Origin of the sequence: Parabacteroides sp. 20_3 (assembly GCF_964238835.1) — a bacterium.
GTDB lineage: Bacteria > Bacteroidota > Bacteroidia > Bacteroidales > Tannerellaceae > Parabacteroides > Parabacteroides distasonis.
Genome location: NZ_CAXSNO010000002.1, coordinates 432504 through 449616 on the forward strand (window position 1 = coordinate 432504; position 17113 = coordinate 449616).

Annotated in this window: 11 protein-coding genes; 5 read left to right on the forward strand and 6 right to left on the reverse strand. The window is 46.0% G+C overall.

What is annotated here, in order from left to right; translation table 11 throughout:
• From ACESPU_RS05610 to ACESPU_RS05625, 4 genes are all read right to left on the reverse strand, one after another.
• A complete protein-coding gene (locus ACESPU_RS05610) occupies window positions 1-3306 on the reverse strand; it encodes a SusC/RagA family TonB-linked outer membrane protein (RefSeq protein ID WP_158532514.1) in 3306 nt (1101 codons plus the stop codon).
• A gap of 172 nt (window positions 3307-3478) precedes the next feature.
• Window positions 3479-5143: a SusD/RagB family nutrient-binding outer membrane lipoprotein gene (locus ACESPU_RS05615; RefSeq protein ID WP_005863085.1), complete on the reverse strand. Its 1665-nt coding sequence runs from the start codon at window positions 5141-5143 to the stop codon at window positions 3479-3481.
• A 29-nt stretch (window positions 5144-5172) separates the two neighbouring features.
• Window positions 5173-8355 carry a SusC/RagA family TonB-linked outer membrane protein gene (locus ACESPU_RS05620; RefSeq protein WP_373133189.1) on the reverse strand — a complete coding sequence of 1061 codons (3183 nt, stop codon included), beginning with the start codon at window positions 8353-8355 and terminating at the stop codon, window positions 5173-5175.
• Between the two features lie 165 nt (window positions 8356-8520).
• Window positions 8521-9540 carry a FecR family protein gene (locus tag ACESPU_RS05625; RefSeq protein ID WP_036615587.1) on the reverse strand — a complete coding sequence of 340 codons (1020 nt, stop codon included), beginning with the start codon at window positions 9538-9540 and terminating at the stop codon, window positions 8521-8523.
• Between the two features lie 160 nt (window positions 9541-9700).
• On the opposite strand from ACESPU_RS05625, the gene ACESPU_RS05630 reads away from it, so the two are divergent.
• From ACESPU_RS05630 to ACESPU_RS05640, 3 genes are all read left to right on the forward strand, one after another.
• Entirely contained in the window at window positions 9701-10069 is a 369-nt protein-coding gene (locus tag ACESPU_RS05630) for a DUF488 domain-containing protein (RefSeq protein ID WP_005857809.1), read from the forward strand.
• Window positions 10070-10083: 14 nt separating this feature from the next.
• Window positions 10084-10830, forward strand: a complete 747-nt coding sequence (gene gpmA, locus ACESPU_RS05635; RefSeq protein ID WP_005863091.1) for a 2,3-diphosphoglycerate-dependent phosphoglycerate mutase — start codon at window positions 10084-10086, stop codon at window positions 10828-10830.
• A 66-nt stretch (window positions 10831-10896) separates the two neighbouring features.
• Window positions 10897-11469, forward strand: coding sequence for an RNA polymerase sigma-70 factor (locus ACESPU_RS05640; RefSeq protein WP_005863093.1), 573 nt, complete (start codon window positions 10897-10899; stop codon window positions 11467-11469).
• Between the two features lie 50 nt (window positions 11470-11519).
• On the opposite strand, the gene ACESPU_RS05645 is transcribed toward ACESPU_RS05640, so the two are convergent.
• Together ACESPU_RS05645 and ACESPU_RS05650 are read right to left on the reverse strand one after the other, a co-directional pair.
• Complete coding sequence (locus ACESPU_RS05645; RefSeq protein ID WP_005857832.1) at window positions 11520-12455, reverse strand: sugar phosphate isomerase/epimerase; 936 nt, start codon at window positions 12453-12455, stop codon at window positions 11520-11522.
• A gap of 118 nt (window positions 12456-12573) precedes the next feature.
• Window positions 12574-14007 carry an aspartate ammonia-lyase gene (locus ACESPU_RS05650; protein WP_005863095.1) on the reverse strand — a complete coding sequence of 478 codons (1434 nt, stop codon included), beginning with the start codon at window positions 14005-14007 and terminating at the stop codon, window positions 12574-12576.
• Between the two features lie 451 nt (window positions 14008-14458).
• Here ACESPU_RS05650 and trpB point away from each other — a divergent pair, with 451 nt between their 5' ends.
• Together trpB and ACESPU_RS05660 are read left to right on the forward strand one after the other, a co-directional pair.
• Entirely contained in the window at window positions 14459-15652 is a 1194-nt protein-coding gene (gene trpB, locus ACESPU_RS05655) for a tryptophan synthase subunit beta (RefSeq protein WP_122369237.1), read from the forward strand.
• 10 nt (window positions 15653-15662) lie between these two features.
• Window positions 15663-17066 (forward strand): anthranilate synthase component I family protein, encoded by a 1404-nt coding sequence (locus ACESPU_RS05660; protein WP_122145759.1) that lies wholly within the window; start codon window positions 15663-15665, stop codon window positions 17064-17066.
• Window positions 17067-17113: the final 47 nt, after the last annotated feature.

Genomic DNA, 17113 nt, shown 5'->3' on the forward strand with positions numbered 1-17113 from the left:
TTAGAATGAAAGTTTCACATTAAAGCCGACACTTCTCGTAGTCGGTATCCCGAATATATCAATCCCTTGATTGCTATTGCTCGCCGAAAGCACGGCATCCGGATCAAATGGAGCCTTTTTATAAATAAAGAATAGATTCCGGGCGACAAAAGACAGTTCCGCCTTTTTGAGAAATTGTTTTCTCCCCAGCAATCTCTTCGGTAGCGTATATCCCAAAGATAACTCCCGCAAACGGATATTGGTAGCATCGTACATATAATATTCAGTCACACCGTTTCGTCCTCCCACCTGCTCATAAAATCCTTTTATGTTATAAATATGATGCCCTTCCAAATCCACATACCCCATCGTACGGGCCTCTCCGGAAACCTTACTCACTCCCGTTTGGTCAAGCACAGCCTGAGTCTGGGCCAGCACATCTCCCCCAAAATGCCCGTCAATCAAGAAATAGAACGAAAAATCCTTATACGTGAAACTATTTCCCCAACCCAATAAGAACGCCGGATTGCAATTCCCCACCTTAGCCGTATTCCCGCTGCCGATCTCTTGGGGCAAGCCGTCCCGACCATACACGATCGCACCATATTTATCCCGCTCAAAAGCTTTCCCATAGATATCACCAAACGAGCCACCTTCCACCAAACGCATCGTATAGCTAGAGGAGAATCCTTCATCTCCTTGAATAAAGCTAGCCAAATCATCATGTAGTTTCTTTACTTCATTTTTATTCCGGGAAAAGTTGAGTGTCGTATTCCATTTAAACTGATTCGTTAAGATAGGAACCGCACCGAACGTCAATTCCACTCCCATATTCTGTATATTTCCCGCATTCACAAAATAATACTTGTATGCGGCTCCAGCGGAAGAAGGTAAAGAGAAGAGTTGATTTTTCGTATTGGTCTTATAGAACGTAAGATCCACGTCCATACGATAATCAAAGAATTTCCATTCGGTACCTATCTCAAAAGAACTGCTCATCTCCGGCTTCAAGGTACCGAACGGAGCCGTATCATTCGGCTGGGGAATCCCGCCCGCAGCGATATGGCCTACCGTATTGCTAACGAATAAGGGTATATCATTACCCACCTTACTCCAAGAAGCCCGTACTTTCCCAAAAGATATCAAGGAAGGCATCGAAAAGGATTTAGGGATAATCCAAGAAAGACCGACTGAAGGATAGAAAAAACCTCTTGATTTACGTTCCGTAAACGCAAGGGTAGATGACCAGTCATTACGTGCGGTCACATCTAAGTAAAGGCTTTCCTTATATCCCAACTGCGCCATAGCAAAAAAGGATTGCATTTGCCGGCGTGCGTCATCCGACTCCTCGATGTAGGCACTGGACGACATGTTAATATTAGCGATCGTAAAGACATTCGGATAATACAAGGAAGCCGTTTTCGAATCCAGCCTCAACGCACTGGTGCGTGTGTCCGTTATGCTCGTACCGATAGCGGCGTTCAAGGAGAAATCATCCCAGCTCTTATTCAATTTAGCCATCAAATCCCCATAGAGCAACGTAGTCTGGTAGGTGTAATAAATGTAACGCCCGTTCTCACCGGCGATACCCGGAGAGGTAGAAGCGTATATTTCCTGCTGATACTTATCATTCACATAATCGATATTTCCACGGCCCTGTAATGTAAGCCAATCTGTCACCTTGAAACTAGCGGAAGCCAACGCCAACACACGGGCACGTTTGTCCTCGTTTTCCGTACGGTTGACCAACCAATAAGGATTTTGCTCAAAATCAGTAATCGTAGTATACCAGTTCTGGACGTTCATATTCCGTTTCTCGTTATATACCTCAAAGTTCTCCTTATAAGGTGCCATATCCATCCCTCTAGGAAACGTGTATAAACCTTGTAACGGGTTCATATAAAATCCCCCGGCCGTAGGTTTTCCTTTGATTGTTTGGAGTATCAAGTTTACCTGCCCCTCCAAGATCAAACGATCATCAAAGAAAGAAGAACTTTCACGGAGATTAAAATTATGCTTGCTTAAATTATTCTTAGGAACGATGCCCCGTGCGGTCGTATTGGCATACGAAAAATAATTTTGCACATGGCTATTCCCTGCCGTAAATATCAATGAGTTAATAGCGGTAATACCCGTCCGGAAGAAATCGCCGACAGGGTCATAGACCGGAAGAGAAGCCCGGTCTCCCCAACAAGTTTCCGCCCCTTCCATCCGTCCGAACTCATTCTGAAACTTGGGGAGACTGATCGCTTGATCAACAGTCAGCGACGAGGAGAAATGAATATTCCGTACCCCGGCCTTACCTTTTTTCGTTTTGATCAAGATCACACCGTTCGCCGCTTGTCCCCCATACAACGCAGAGGCCGAAGCCCCTTTCAAGACACTCAAACTCTCTATATCATCAGGATTTAGATTAGAGATACCATCGCCCGCATCCCGGTTACCGGCATCGGCCGTACCACCGATCGTTGTCAAGGCTTGCTCACTGCTAATGCTCAAGATCGGAACACCGTCTATCACATACAAAGGCTGGTTATTTCCGGATGCGGAACGACTACCTCGAATAATCACCCGGGACGAGCTACCCAGACCGGCGGAAGTCCGGTTAATCTGGAGTCCAGCCATCTTTCCGGAAAGCGTACTCATAAAATTAAAATCCTTGGCCCTTACCAATTCCCCACCTGTGATTAACTGGGTGGCATAAGGCAAGGAAGATTCTTTCTTCTCGATACCAAGAGCCGTAACAACTACCTCGTCCAAAATCTGGGCGTCATCCTCCAACTGCACATTCAATGACAATTGCCCCTCATACTCAATTTCCCGTGAACGATAACCGATATAAGAAAAAACCAAAGTAGCCTCCTCGGGAAGCTCCAATACAAAGCTGCCATCCATATCCGTAATCGTACCGTTTCTCGTTCCTTTTTCCACCACATTCACGCAGGCAATAGGCTCTCCTTTGTGATCGGTCACGATGCCTTTTACCTTACCATCCAGCTTTTGTTGCATTTGGATTATCGCCTCTTTCTTATTCAAGATGATCTGGTCATTCATGACCGTATAGACGATCTCCGTGTTCTTAAATAATAAATTTAAAATCTCGAAAACCGTACGTCCGGATAAAGATTTACGCACTTTCTCAGATAAATTGATCACCTGAGCGTCATAAATAAAAGAATAATTGGTTTGACTCTCAATCTCATCCAGAGCGCCAGCCAAGCTAACCGGGGGAGAGATACGAATATAGGATTCCGAACGTTCCTGTTGGGCGCCCAGCGGGAATATACATAATAATAGTAGAATGAAGATATAAATATATAATCTCATAATTTACACACGCACAATTTATCATGGGTAAATGTAAGAATTATTATCTAATACTATTCAATTATGACAAAAAATTCTCGCTTGGAGTACTGTTCTTCACAGAGAAGTATCTCCAAACGAGAATAACCATCAGCTTCTGTTAAAGCTCAATATAATCAATCTGTCTGTTTATTTATTTTGAAGATGTGCAATAGTTGGAATTCTTATCCCACCAAATCGGGGTCGAAACCACATCACCTTTCCCACCTAACATGGATTTGCCTTTCTCATATTCAGCAGCATTTACCAATTGCTCTTTCATCGGGTATTTCATACGTTTGATAAAATTTTGAGGATTCAAGATATTTGTATCACTATTATTATATACAGCTTGATCTCGATAAACAGCCACATCCAAACGAGGCAAGTTCAAACGACGCTTGTCATTCCAAGCTTCCTGCGCCAAATCTGGAAGTCCGGCGATATATTTCTGCGTGATGATCTTCTCTAAAGCCGTATTGCCTGCGCCTTGTTGATCGTCATATTTCGCGCTGGTACCAGCCTCATTCTTTTCCGTGGAAGCCAAATACTCCTCAACATCACCCGATACACCCCAAGTCTCGAAGGAAGCACGTACCCCTGCCTCATAAGCAGCTTTAGCATCACCGGCGACCAAATTACGGGCGAACAACTCAGCTTTCAAGAAATCAACTTCCTCAGAAAGGAACATATCATAAGGACGAGATTTATACGGAGCGCCATCTTTAATAATAAAGCCCATCTCTGCACATTGCTTAGACTGATAAATACCAGTATTCGCCTCCTCTGCTTTCGCACCGTATACCAAACCTTTCCAATCACCATTCTCAATACCCGGCTGGAACATCTTCGGGGCACGAGGGTCTACCTTAGCGGGATGTACATTCGATACGGCAACTCCGGATGTCTGGTTTACCACGCCGGCAGGCCAATCGATATTACCGATATTAGTCACTAATTTCTCAAATGACTTAGACATACAGATCGGACCGCTCCAAGTAATCTGGAACATCGTATAGTTATAGTCCTGTCCCCAAGAACCATCCGCTTTTGGAGGCATATAAGCATTATCAGCCTTGCTTGAGATCAAACCACAAGGAGATGTCAAAGCGGCATTTGCCTCAGCGACACATTTCTCTCGATCCACCTCAGATAGACGAACAGCGAAACGAAGACGCAAGGAGTTTCCAAATTTTTTCCAAAGAGAAACGTCATTCTTATAGACCAAGTCGATACCTGCATCCGAGAATATAGGCTCAGCGCTATCGCTAAAGCTATTCAACGCCTCATCCAATTCCGTGAAATATTCATAATAGATATCCTTCACCGATTTATAAGGAGGATTATCTTCTACGGTAGCATAGGCCGGGAAAGGCATCGGACCAAACTTATCCGCAGCCAGGCTATGGATATACACACGCCAGATACGAGCGAAAGCGATCGTATTAGCGTATAAGTCCTTATCTTTTTCCATCAAACTACGGATCACGATATTGATAGAAGAAATCTGTGTCAGATACGCTTGCCATGTTAAATTGTTCCACTCGTCATTTTGGATATAATTCTTAGTTGCCCAACCACCGCCATCGACCAACATTTGAGAGTAGAAATCAATTTGCAAAGGTTTCAAGCGTTGTTCCACATCACCATCGATAATCATCCCACCACGTAGCGTAGAGGCCAATCGAGGTTCGCTCATATTGTAATTTACATCATCCGTCGGCTTATCCGGGTTATCATTTATACCTGTCAGGTCGCAACTGGCCATACTCGCCATCATAAACGAACAAGCTGCTAATATCTTTATATTACTTTTCATAATAATTCCATTTTTAGATTTATGTTTCATTAAAATGCCAAATTAATATTGAAACCTAAGCTTCTCATAGTAGGCATAGAACCGTACTCGATACCTTGGGCGTTACCAGATGTATAAGCAGCCTCCGGGTCGAATCCCTTTGTCTTACTATAAATCATGAACAAGTTACGAGCCACGAAACTCAAGCGAGCGGAAGTAAATGGAGTCTTCGCCAACATCGTTCTCGGGAAATTATAACCCAAACTCAACTCACGTAAACGGATGTTTGTCGCATCGTACATATAAGCCTCTGTCACGTTATTGCTAGAAAGACCATTCCAATAAGCTTGAGCCGTAATACTCTTCGTATTGGGAGTACCATCGGCCAATACCCCCGGAACAACCATACCATCACGACCATCCAACGTCATCTCTAAATTACCGGATGAAGCACCCGCACGGATAGATCCCATATACACATCACCACCATAACGCATATCGAACATGAAGTTCAACACGAAATTCTTATATGACAAGGTATTGCTCCAACCCATCATCCATTTCGGCTGGTTGTTACCCAACAATACCATATCGTCCGTTCTCAAAGGAACACCATCGGCACCGATAATAATGTTGCCGTTATCATCCCGTTGATAAGCGTAACCGTAAATATCTCCATAGGCTCCACCCTCGTGAGCGACGATCTTCAAGAAACTTACTGATGCGTCACTAAGGATCTGCTCTTTCGTATCATCTGTCAATGAAATTACCTTGTTGATATTCTTTGACCAGTTCAACTGAGTATCCCATTGGAAATCACTCTCGGAGATATAAGGAGTAGCGTTAAACGCAACCTCTACACCCTTATTCTCAATATTACCGGCGTTGATCATCTTTTTCTTGAACCCTGTAGCGGAAGGAACATCGATCTTTAAGATCTGGTCTTTGGCGTTCTTCTTATAATACGCTACGTCGACACCAACCCTATTCTCAAACGCCTTCAACTCAAGGCCTAACTCCCAAGAGTTGATCGTCTCATTCTTTAAATTTGGATTTGCCATCCAATCCTCGTTGCTGGCATTAAAAATACCCCCTTTAATATCATAACTGATATTATAATAGTCACGCAACATATAAGCGTCCGTATCATTACCTACCTGAGCCCAAGACGCACGGATCTTACCGAAAGAAAGAATACCCGTGTTATGCCCCATCTTATTCAACATTTGGGTGAAAATCCAGCTAACACCTACCGACGGGTAGAAATAAGAGTCATTGTCTTTTGGAAGTGTTGAAGACCAGTCGTTACGAGCAGTTAAGTCCAAATACAAATAGTCGTCCCAAGACAATGATGCCGTAGCATATAGCGAGTTGATTTGTTTACGGTTGCGAGTATACTCACCACCATGTGTCTTACCGTTGGCGATCGCATGGAAATCGGGAATCACAAACTCACCGGATGATTCCTTGTACCATGTAGAATTACGGTACATCATATTACCACCTACCGTACCTACGATACCGAATCGATCCCAGTTGCCTTTAGCTGTCAATAAGAAATCGGAGTTGATCTCGGTGAATTTCTCCATATTGGCTGTCATGCTACCGTTGTTCTCCCAATACGGGTTACCTGTCGCACGGATTGTCTCATACTGGATGGTGTAATTATCCATACCAGAGCGAAGCTTCAAGCTCAACCAATCCGTAAACGTGAAATCCAAGGCCGCGAATCCGATAAAGCGGTCTTTCTTATCCTTGTTCGTATTGCGGTAAGCGGACCAATACGGGTTATTGGCGTTGGCTCCCGTGTCGATCAGATAACCAGCGGGCTTTCCGTCCGCACGTTTCCAATCATTATCTTTATAGGCGTCATAGTCAGAGAAGCCCACACTTCGGGGCATACTTAAATAGTTAAGGAAGATATTATCCGGGTCGCCCGCTAATTTCACACGGTTGTTCGTATGCTGGCTTACATAATTAACCTTCACGTCGGCCGATAACCATTTAGACAGTTTAGCCGTAGAACGCAAGTTGATAGACGTACGATCCATTCCGCTATTCGGAACAACACCCTTATTATCCAAGCGTGTCACGCCGGCACGGAAAGTGATATCCTCGGAACTCTTGCTCAAATCCACGCTGTTTGTCCAAGTGGTACCAGTGCGCAAGAAATCCTTATATAAATCATTGTCTCTCGCCGCATACTGGTAAGAACCCATCGCCATATCCTTAGAAGAACCGTCCATAGCGGCACCCCAGCTCGTCGCTTTATTATTATCGAAAGCGCCGTCGATACCTTGTCCGTATACATCTTGGAACTTCGGGGTTTGCATCGGGTTCTCAGCCGTGAAATTCGAGTTGATACTTACGCCCCAACCTTTATTCTGGCTACCTTTCTTAGTCGTGATCATCACGACACCGTTACCTGCACGGCTACCATACAACGCCGCGGCTGCCGGGCCTTTCAATACGGACATACTCTCGATATCATCCGGGGAGATATCAGAGATACCGGAACCTTTATCCACGTTACCGTTACCCCAATAGTCATCCGTACCACCGCTAAAGTTATCGATAGGTACACCGTCCACAACGATCAACGGCTGGTTATTACCAGTAATAGAGTTATTACCACGAATCACGATACGAGAGGAACCACCGACACCGGTACCATTTTGCTTGATCTGCAAACCTGCTACCTTACCAGCCAAAGCGTTGGCCACGTTAGCATCACGGGTTTGCGTCAGGGACTCGCCTTTCAATTCAGACATAGAATATCCCAAAGCCTTTTTCTCTCGCTTGATACCCAAAGCGGTTACCACGACTTCATCCAAGGCTTGCGTATCATCGACCAATTGAACCTCGATAGAAGGTTGTCCGGTAAAGACGATCTCTTGCGTATTAAAACCGATATAGGAAACTTGTAAAGTCGCATTGTTAGGAACATCCAACTCGAAACGGCCATCCATATCCGTGATGGTACCGTTGGTAGTTCCTTTAACAATTACGTTAGCACCAATAATAGCCTCGCCCGTTTTGTCCGTAACGACACCGACTGCTTTTCGTGTCTGTTGTTGAGCGTTTAAGACTGTGACTTCATGCGTGTTCTCTGCGAAAACCATGGCCGGTACCAAACAGAATGCGCATACCCCCATGTTAATCATTAACGGAATTTTTCGAAAAAGAGAATAACTATTCCCCCTTAAAGCATTTAAGGTTACAATTTTATTCATATTTTTGTAGTGTTACTATTTATAATAAAGTTATTTGTAGCTGCGCCAACAGCTCTTCTTGACTTTTCGTACGGGAGAATACGCCAATATTCTTCCGTATGTTTTTAATCCTTGTTTATTCTTTCTTCATGGGCAGACGTATTTTAGAAGGTTACACATTATTTCTCATTTTGATATTTCCACGACTGAGGTTCCCGATCCACTGTCCTTAACGGTAGGTTTATGTATCGCATACTGGATTCCCGACGCCAATTTCAGGTATTCCAATACTTGAGGCAATTGCTCGTCCTTGAAACGGGCTGTTATTATGGACTTGAGTATCTCGTTATCTTTTACCTCGAATACTACGTGATAATGACGTTCCAGCGTTTTCAATACTTTATCCATCGGATGGTTCCTGAAGATAATCTCCCCGTTCTTCCAAGCCGTGTCATATTCGGTATTCACGTCGAACACCTTGATCTTGTCAGCACCCTTTTGATACTCAGCTTTCTCGTTTGGCTTCAACATCTGTGTCATTCGCTTTCCTCCGGACACGACGTTCAACTTTACCGATCCCTCTACCAAGGTGGTCTCTATCATACTCTCGTCTTTGTAAGCGGATACATTGAAAGAAGTACCCAACACCTCTACCGAGTAATCTTTATCCGCTTTCACAATAAAAGGCTTATGGGCATTCTTCGTCACCTCGAAATATCCTTGTCCGGTTAATTCCACCGTACGGGTATCCGCATTGAAATCCGAAGGATATCTCAATTCGCTATTGGCATTCAGCCAAACCTTAGAACCGTCAGGTAAATCGAATGCCGAAACCACCCCAGGATTCGTGCGTACGGCTAGCGTACGCACGTTCCCTTGACCCTGCTGTATGAACAAATAAGCGGATAAAAGAAAGACTGGAATGAATAACACGGCCGCAGCCCGTTGAATAACACCTAACACTTGTCTTAAAGCTAATCTTTTCTCTTTCTTATGGATTCTTGATTTAAAACGAGACAACGCCTCGTCCGGGTTCACGGTCCGCATGACTTTTAGGCGACTTGCCACTTGAGCTGTAAAATAGACCTGCTCCAACAGTTTCTCGTTTTCTAGAGAGGCGGCCCGCCAGTTTTTCACCTCCACAGCTTCCTCCTCGGTCAACATCCCATCGATGTATCGGATCAATATGTCTTCGTTTATTTCCATTTTTTCTTGTTTCTATAATTAATACAGTTGAGACAAAAGATGTACTAAACAAAAAAACGATTTTTTTCAAGAAAATTGAATAATGGCAAAAATACCGTTCCTAAAGAAAGGCTCAACAATATCCCTCTTTCTACTGTTTTACCACAAAATGAGACTTCTTATGGTAAAGATTCTTTTAAAACGGATTTATGAGGAGCCAAGTGAGGCGGATGGTTATCGCATTCTTCTCGACAGGCTATGGCCCAGAGGACTGAAGAAAGAGGATGCGAAGTTTGACGAATGGAGAAAAGACATCACTCCATCTAAGGAGTTACGCCAATGGTTCCACGAGGATAAAGACAGGCATTGGGAAGTATTCCAAGGTCGCTACGGGATGGAGATCAAGCAGAACCCGGATTTCATTCCTTTCTTACGAGAGATCGAGAAGCATCCGGTTGTCACTTTCCTCACGGCAGCGAAGGATGTACAACATAGTCATCTACCTATATTAAAAGAAGTCATCGAGGATTTCGAGAAAAACAAATCATAAAAATAAAAAGACCTATGAAAAGTATCGTATTGCTTCGCCACGGCGAAAGTGTATGGAATAAAGAGAACCGGTTCACCGGTTGGACCGATGTGGATTTGACAGAAAAAGGCGTGGCCGAAGCTTATAGGGCCGGCAACCTATTGAAAGAAAAAGGATATGTGTTCAATAAAGCCTATACCTCTTATTTAAAACGGGCCGTCAAAACCTTGAATTGTGTATTGGATCGCATGGACCAAGACTGGATCCCGGTGGAGAAGAGCTGGAGGCTGAACGAGAAACATTACGGATCGCTACAAGGGTTGAACAAGAGCGAGACCGCCCAAAAGTATGGAGACGAGCAAGTCTTGATCTGGCGTCGCAGTTACGATATAGCCCCGCTTCCCCTATCGGAAGACGACCCTCGTAACCCTCGCTTCGATATCCGCTACAAAGACGTGCCGGATAAAGAGTTGCCCCGTACGGAATCCTTGAAAGATACGGTTGAGCGGATTCTCCCTTATTGGAAAGAGGTTATCTTCCCGACGCTCCGGACCGCCGACCAGATCCTTGTCGCCGCTCACGGAAACAGCTTGCGGGGAATCATCAAATATTTAAAAAACATCTCCGATGAAGAGATCGTTCATCTGAATCTCCCGACAGCCGTTCCATACGTGTTCGAGTTCGATGATGACTTGAAACTCGTGAATGATTATTTCCTTGGCGACCCGGAGGAAATCAAGAAACTCATGGAAGCCGTAGCCAACCAAGGAAAGAAAAAGTAGCGGGATTCATGCCTCTTATCCGGAATTATTCATTAAGTTTGCAACCAAACAAACTTAAACACTATTGTGGACGAGAACGCAGAACGAATTTCACTAGAACTTATCGCAGGAGACGAACAAGCGTTCGACACCGTGTACAAACAATATTACCGGGGATTGTGCGCCTTCGCCTCCCAATATGTAACAGTACCAGAATCAGAGGAGATCGTACAAGACGTGATGATGTGGCTGTGGGAAAACCGAAAATCCCTAGTAGCGGACATGTCCCTGAAATCACTCCTTTTCACGATTGTCCGCAATAAATGCCTCAATACGATCAGCCACATACAGGTTAAGCAACAAGTGCACGAGAGATTGTACGCCAAGTTCCAAGAGCAATTCGAGAATCCTGATTTTTATATAGGAGAACTGATGGCCTTGGCCTCCAAGGCCATCCGGGAGCTCCCGGATGAATACCGTAAGGCATTCGAGATGAACCGTTTCGAGGAAATGACTTACAACGAGATCGCCGAGCGGACAGGCGTATCCCCCAAAACAATCGCATACCGCATCTCTCAAGCGCTCAAGATATTACGGACGGAATTAAAGGACTATATCCCTTTATTGGTATGGCTGCTTTACGAACAAACACGCTCATAACGGAGGAAGCATCCTACCGCCATGAGCGTTTTTTTAATGAGTCAAAAGACTTATTTCACGAACGGTGCTTTCAATAAATAATCCACGCAGCCTTTCACGCCCTCAAACTGGGAACGTCCGTCAGGCATACCCTCCAACTCCACGAAATAATCCTTGATTCCATTCGCGTAAGCTTGCCGGAATATATTCTCGAAATTCATCATCCCGGACTCGCCTAGAATAGCACGGTCCTTGATATGCAATACCTTGATACGGTTCGGATATTTCTTCAACCACTCTATCGGATCTTGTTGTCCCATCACGGCCCAATAAACATCCATCTCGAAAAATACAAGCGAAGGATCAGTATTCTTCAAGAACAACTCATAGATGCAATCTCCTTTCACACGCCTTCCCAGCTTGGCCTCCGTACTGCCCGGATTTACCTTGGCGAACTCCATCTCATGGTTGTGATAGCCGAAAGGAATACCGGCCGCTTTCACGATCTTACCCGCCTCGTTAAAAATCTCGCAGACGAAAGCGGTTTCCTCGGTGCTACGGGTACTCGGTTGCCCGGGCTGGATCAAGTACTTCACGCCTAGTTTGGCATGGTCATCAGCCGTCTTCTTCCAATACTCGGAGATCTGAGAGCGATTGGCCTTCGTGTACTCACGTACCGGAGGATTCACGTGGGAACTGGTGATCTTCAATCCGGCATCATCCACCATCTTCTTGAATTCCATCATGTCTACACCGCCGATCTTACCTTCCTTGTAACCGGCCAATTCCAGATTCGTGTACCCCATTTGCTTGATCTTTTTCAATCCACCGGGTACATCCGCATAAAGTTCCTTGCCTAAAGAATAGATTTGTAAACCAACTGTCTTAGCGGCCATCGTTTCAGAAGTGACAGGTTTAGCCGCATCTGCGCTCCCGACCTTTCCGGCCATCAGGCCACCCAAGGTGAAAAGGGACGCATTCTTTAAAAAATCTCGTCTATTTATCATGATTATTAGAATTAAGTCAGTCCAAAGATAGAGATTATAATCTAAAAAAAGACCGCATAGGATGGAAAAATCCACCTATACGGTCCACAAATGGTATACATTATATAATAGGACTCGATTAACGGCGAGGCTTGATATCCAACTTCACCGGCTTGATCATATTCTCCGGGCTTAAGATCGTATCCAATTCCTCCTTGGTCAAGATACCATGATCCAGTACCAATTGATAAACGCTAACACCGGTCTCCAACGCCTCCTTCGCGATCTTGGTCGAGTTCTTATAGCCGATTACCGGATTCAAGGCCGTCACCACGCCGATGCTATGATGTACCTCCTCACGGCAACGATCCTCGTTAGCGATAATACCGTCCACGCAACGGGTACGCAAGGTATCGAAACCATTGATCAGCAAATCCACGGACTCGAAGCAGCATTGTGCCATCACCGGCTCCATGGCGTTCAGCTCCATCTGGGCGGCTTCCCCGGCCATGGTCACACATAATTCATTACCCATTACCTTATAAGCGATCTGGTTCATCACCTCCGGGATCACAGGATTCACCTTACCCGGCATGATAGAAGAACCCGGCTGCATAGCAGGCAAGTTAAACTCACCCAAACCGCAACGAGGGCCGCTTGCCAACAAGCGAAGGTCATTACATATCTTATTCATCTTCACGCAAACCCGCTTCATGGCGGAAGCATAGCCTACCAAGCAAGAAGTATCCGAGGTAGCTCCTACCAAATCGGAGGAGAGACGGATATCCCATCCGGTTATCTCACGTAAAGCCGCGATACATTTCTCCGCGTATCCCGGCTCGGCACAAATACCCGTACCGATAGCGGTAGCTCCCATATTAACCACCAAGAAATCGGCGGCGGCCTCATTCAAGTGAGCGATCTCATCCTGCAAGATGCTGGCGAAGCCATTAAAGGTCTGCCCCAACGTCATAGGTACGGCATCCTCCAACTGCGTACGTCCCATCTTGATAATTTGCGAGAACTCCTCTCCTTTCTTACGGAAAGAGGCGATCAATTCCTCCAAATGGGGAAGCAATTGAAGATGCTTAAAATACATACCGATATGGATAGCGGTCGGATATGCGTCGTTCGTGGATTGCGAGCAGTTCACATGGTCGTTCGGTGAGCAGTATTGGTATTCACCCCGCTCATGCCCCATCAGCTCCAAGGCACGGTTGGCGATCACCTCATTCGCGTTCATATTCGTAGTGGTACCCGCTCCGCCTTGGATCATATCCACCGGGAACTGGTCGTGATGTTTACCATCGAGAATCTCCCCACAAGCGGCGATGATAGCGTCTTTTTGCTCTACGGTAAGCAAGCCTAATTCAAAGTTAGCCATGGCAGCCGCCATTTTTGTTATAGCTAATCCTTTAATGAATAAAGGATATTCACTCAAACGGAATTTACTGATTGAGAAATTCTCGATTCCTCTCAAGGTTTGAACTCCGTATAATGCTTCGGCGGGGATTTCACGAGCGCCGATCAAATCGCTCTCTATGCGAGTTTTTCCAGTTAATTTAGTATCCATATTAGAAATATTAATCGTTTTTTATTGTTTCCGCAAAGGTAGAAACTATTATTTTGAAAGCAAATTATTCTTCGAAATAATAAAAACAAATACCAAAAACGCCAATACACGTCTACACAAGGCTCAATGAATTACAATTTGTCAATAGAGCAGTTTTAATAGACCTTCTGATCTTTTTTATCTCATTCATAAAAAAAGTACGATTTTATTTGCTGTTTGTCAAAGATTCCATATATTTGCTGCCGTAATAACAAAACAGAGTCATGAGAACATTCGTAGTAAATACATATTGGTGGTGGCGCTCCGTACAACTCAAAAGGTCGTAAGGAACGAAGACTCGTATGTATATATAAACACTACATAAAGATATAAAGAGGTCTGTCGCACTTGCGGCAGGCCTCTTTTCTTTTTATGGCAAATTCAAAAGGAAAATAACTAAAATAGATAAAAGATGAAAACGTATCAAGTTGACAAGAATGGTTACTATGGTGAGTTCGGCGGGGCCTATGTTCCCGAGATCCTTCATCAATGCGTGGAAAATTTACAGAATACCTATCTGCAAGTGTTGGAGAGCGATAGCTTCAAGGAAGAGTTCGATCAGTTATTGCGTGATTATGTAGGCCGCCCCTCCCCTCTTTACTTGGCCAAACGGTTGAGCGAGAAGTACGGATGCAAGATCTATTTGAAACGGGAAGACTTGAACCATACCGGAGCACATAAGATCAACAATACGATCGGACAGATCCTCCTAGCTCGCCGCATGGGGAAGACCCGTATCATCGCCGAGACGGGTGCCGGACAGCATGGAGTGGCTACGGCTACGGTATGTGCCTTGATGAATATGGAATGTATCGTTTATATGGGGAAGACAGACGTGGAACGCCAACATGCCAACGTACAGAAGATGGAGATGCTGGGAGCTACCGTCGTGCCCGTGACCTCGGGAAACATGACCTTGAAAGACGCCACAAACGAGGCGATTCGTGACTGGTGCTGTCATCCTTCGGATACGTATTATATTATCGGTTCTACGGTAGGACCCCATCCTTATCCGGATATGGTAGCCCGGCTGCAATCCGTTATCAGCGAGGAGATCAAGAAGCAACTGCTGGAGAAGGAAGGAAGGGATCACCCGGATTACCTGATCGCCTGCGTAGGCGGGGGAAGTAACGCCGCCGGTACGATCTATCATTTCGTGGACGACGAGCGGGTGAAGATCGTCTTGGCCGAGGCCGGCGGCAAGGGCATCCACTCCGGCATGAGCGCCGCCACGATCCAATTGGGTAAAGAGGGCATCATCCACGGGGCACGTACCTTGGTCATGCAGAACGAGGACGGACAGATCGAGGAACCTTATTCTGTTTCCGCCGGCTTGGATTACCCGGGCATCGGCCCGATCCACGCGAACCTCTCCGTAGAGCACCGTGCGCAAATCCTAGCGGTCGATGATGACGAGGCGTTGGAGGCTGCTTTCGAGTTGACCCGTTTGGAAGGAATCATCCCGGCCTTGGAAAGCGCCCATGCCTTGGGAGCCTTGGCCAAGGTAAACTTCAAGCCGGAAGACGTGGTGGTACTGACTGTCTCGGGCCGTGGCGATAAAGATATGGACACTTACATTAATTATAAATTGAGAATTGAAAATTGAAAATTATATGATGGATTATACCTTTAGGACAATAAGCAAGAAGGTGATGGGCGACCTTCATACGCCCGTAAGCATCTATCTGAAGGTGCGGGATATCTACCCGGAATCGGCCCTGTTGGAAAGCTCGGACTTCCACGGAAACGAGAATAGCCTTTCCTTTATAGCGCTCCGCCCCTTGGCGAGCATCGGTATCAACAACGGAGAATGCACGGCTACCTTCCCGGACGAGACCCGTGAGGTTACCCCGCTCACCGAAGACTATAACGTACCCGAGGCGATGAACGCTTTCCTCGGCTGCTTCAAGGTGGAGGGAGCGGACAAGAAGGTCTGCGGATTATTCGGCTACACGGCTTTCGATGCCGTCCGTTATTTCGAGAACATCCCGGTCATGGAAGTTCATCACGAGGAGAACGACGCCCCCGATATGCTATACATATTATATAAGTATATCCTTGTCTTCAATCATTTCAAGAACGAGTTGACCCTAGTGGAGATGCTCCAAGAGGACGAGGCTAGCCGGCTGGAAGAAATCGAGACATTGATCGAGAACCGTAACTTCGCCTCCTATAACTTCCAGACAGCGGGTCCCGAGACCTCCCCGATCACCGGCGAGGAATACAAGGCGATGGTCCGCCAAGGCATCAAGCACTGCCTCAGGGGGGATGTCTTCCAGATCGTATTGAGCCGTCGCTTCGAGCAACCGTTCAAGGGAGACGACTTCAAGGTGTACCGGGCTCTTCGCAGCATCAACCCCTCTCCTTATTTGTTCTATTTCGATTTCGGAGGTTTCCGTATCTTCGGCTCTTCCCCCGAGACGCATTGCAAGGTAACGGGCAGACACGCCAGCATCGACCCGATCGCCGGGACCGCTTTCCGTACCGGTAATATCGAGGTAGACAAGCAGCGTACCGAGGCCCTGCTTGCCGATCCCAAGGAGAACGCCGAGCACGTGATGCTGGTAGACCTCGCCCGCAACGACCTCAGCCGGAACGCCCACGACGTGCAAGTGGATTTCTATAAGGAGGTACAATACTACAGCCACGTCATCCACCTCGTATCCCGTGTGAACGGCGAGATCAACACCGATAGCGACCCGGTAAAGACCTACGTCGATACCTTCCCCGCCGGCACGTTGAGCGGAGCCCCCAAAGTACGGGCCATGCAATTGATCACCGACATCGAGCATCATAACCGGGGCGCTTACGGCGGCTGTATCGGCTTTATCGGTCTGGACGGTGATTTGAACCAAGCGATCACGATCCGTACCTTCGTCAGCCGTGGCAACGTACTTTACTATCAGGCGGGAGCCGGGATCGTGGCTAAGAGCAACGATGAGCGTGAATTACAAGAGGTAAACAATAAGCTGGGAGCCTTGAAGAAGGCGATAGATCTAGCGGAGAAATTAATCAATTGATTATCCGGTTGTAGAGACGGGGCGTGCCCCGTCTCCCACAGTCTGAT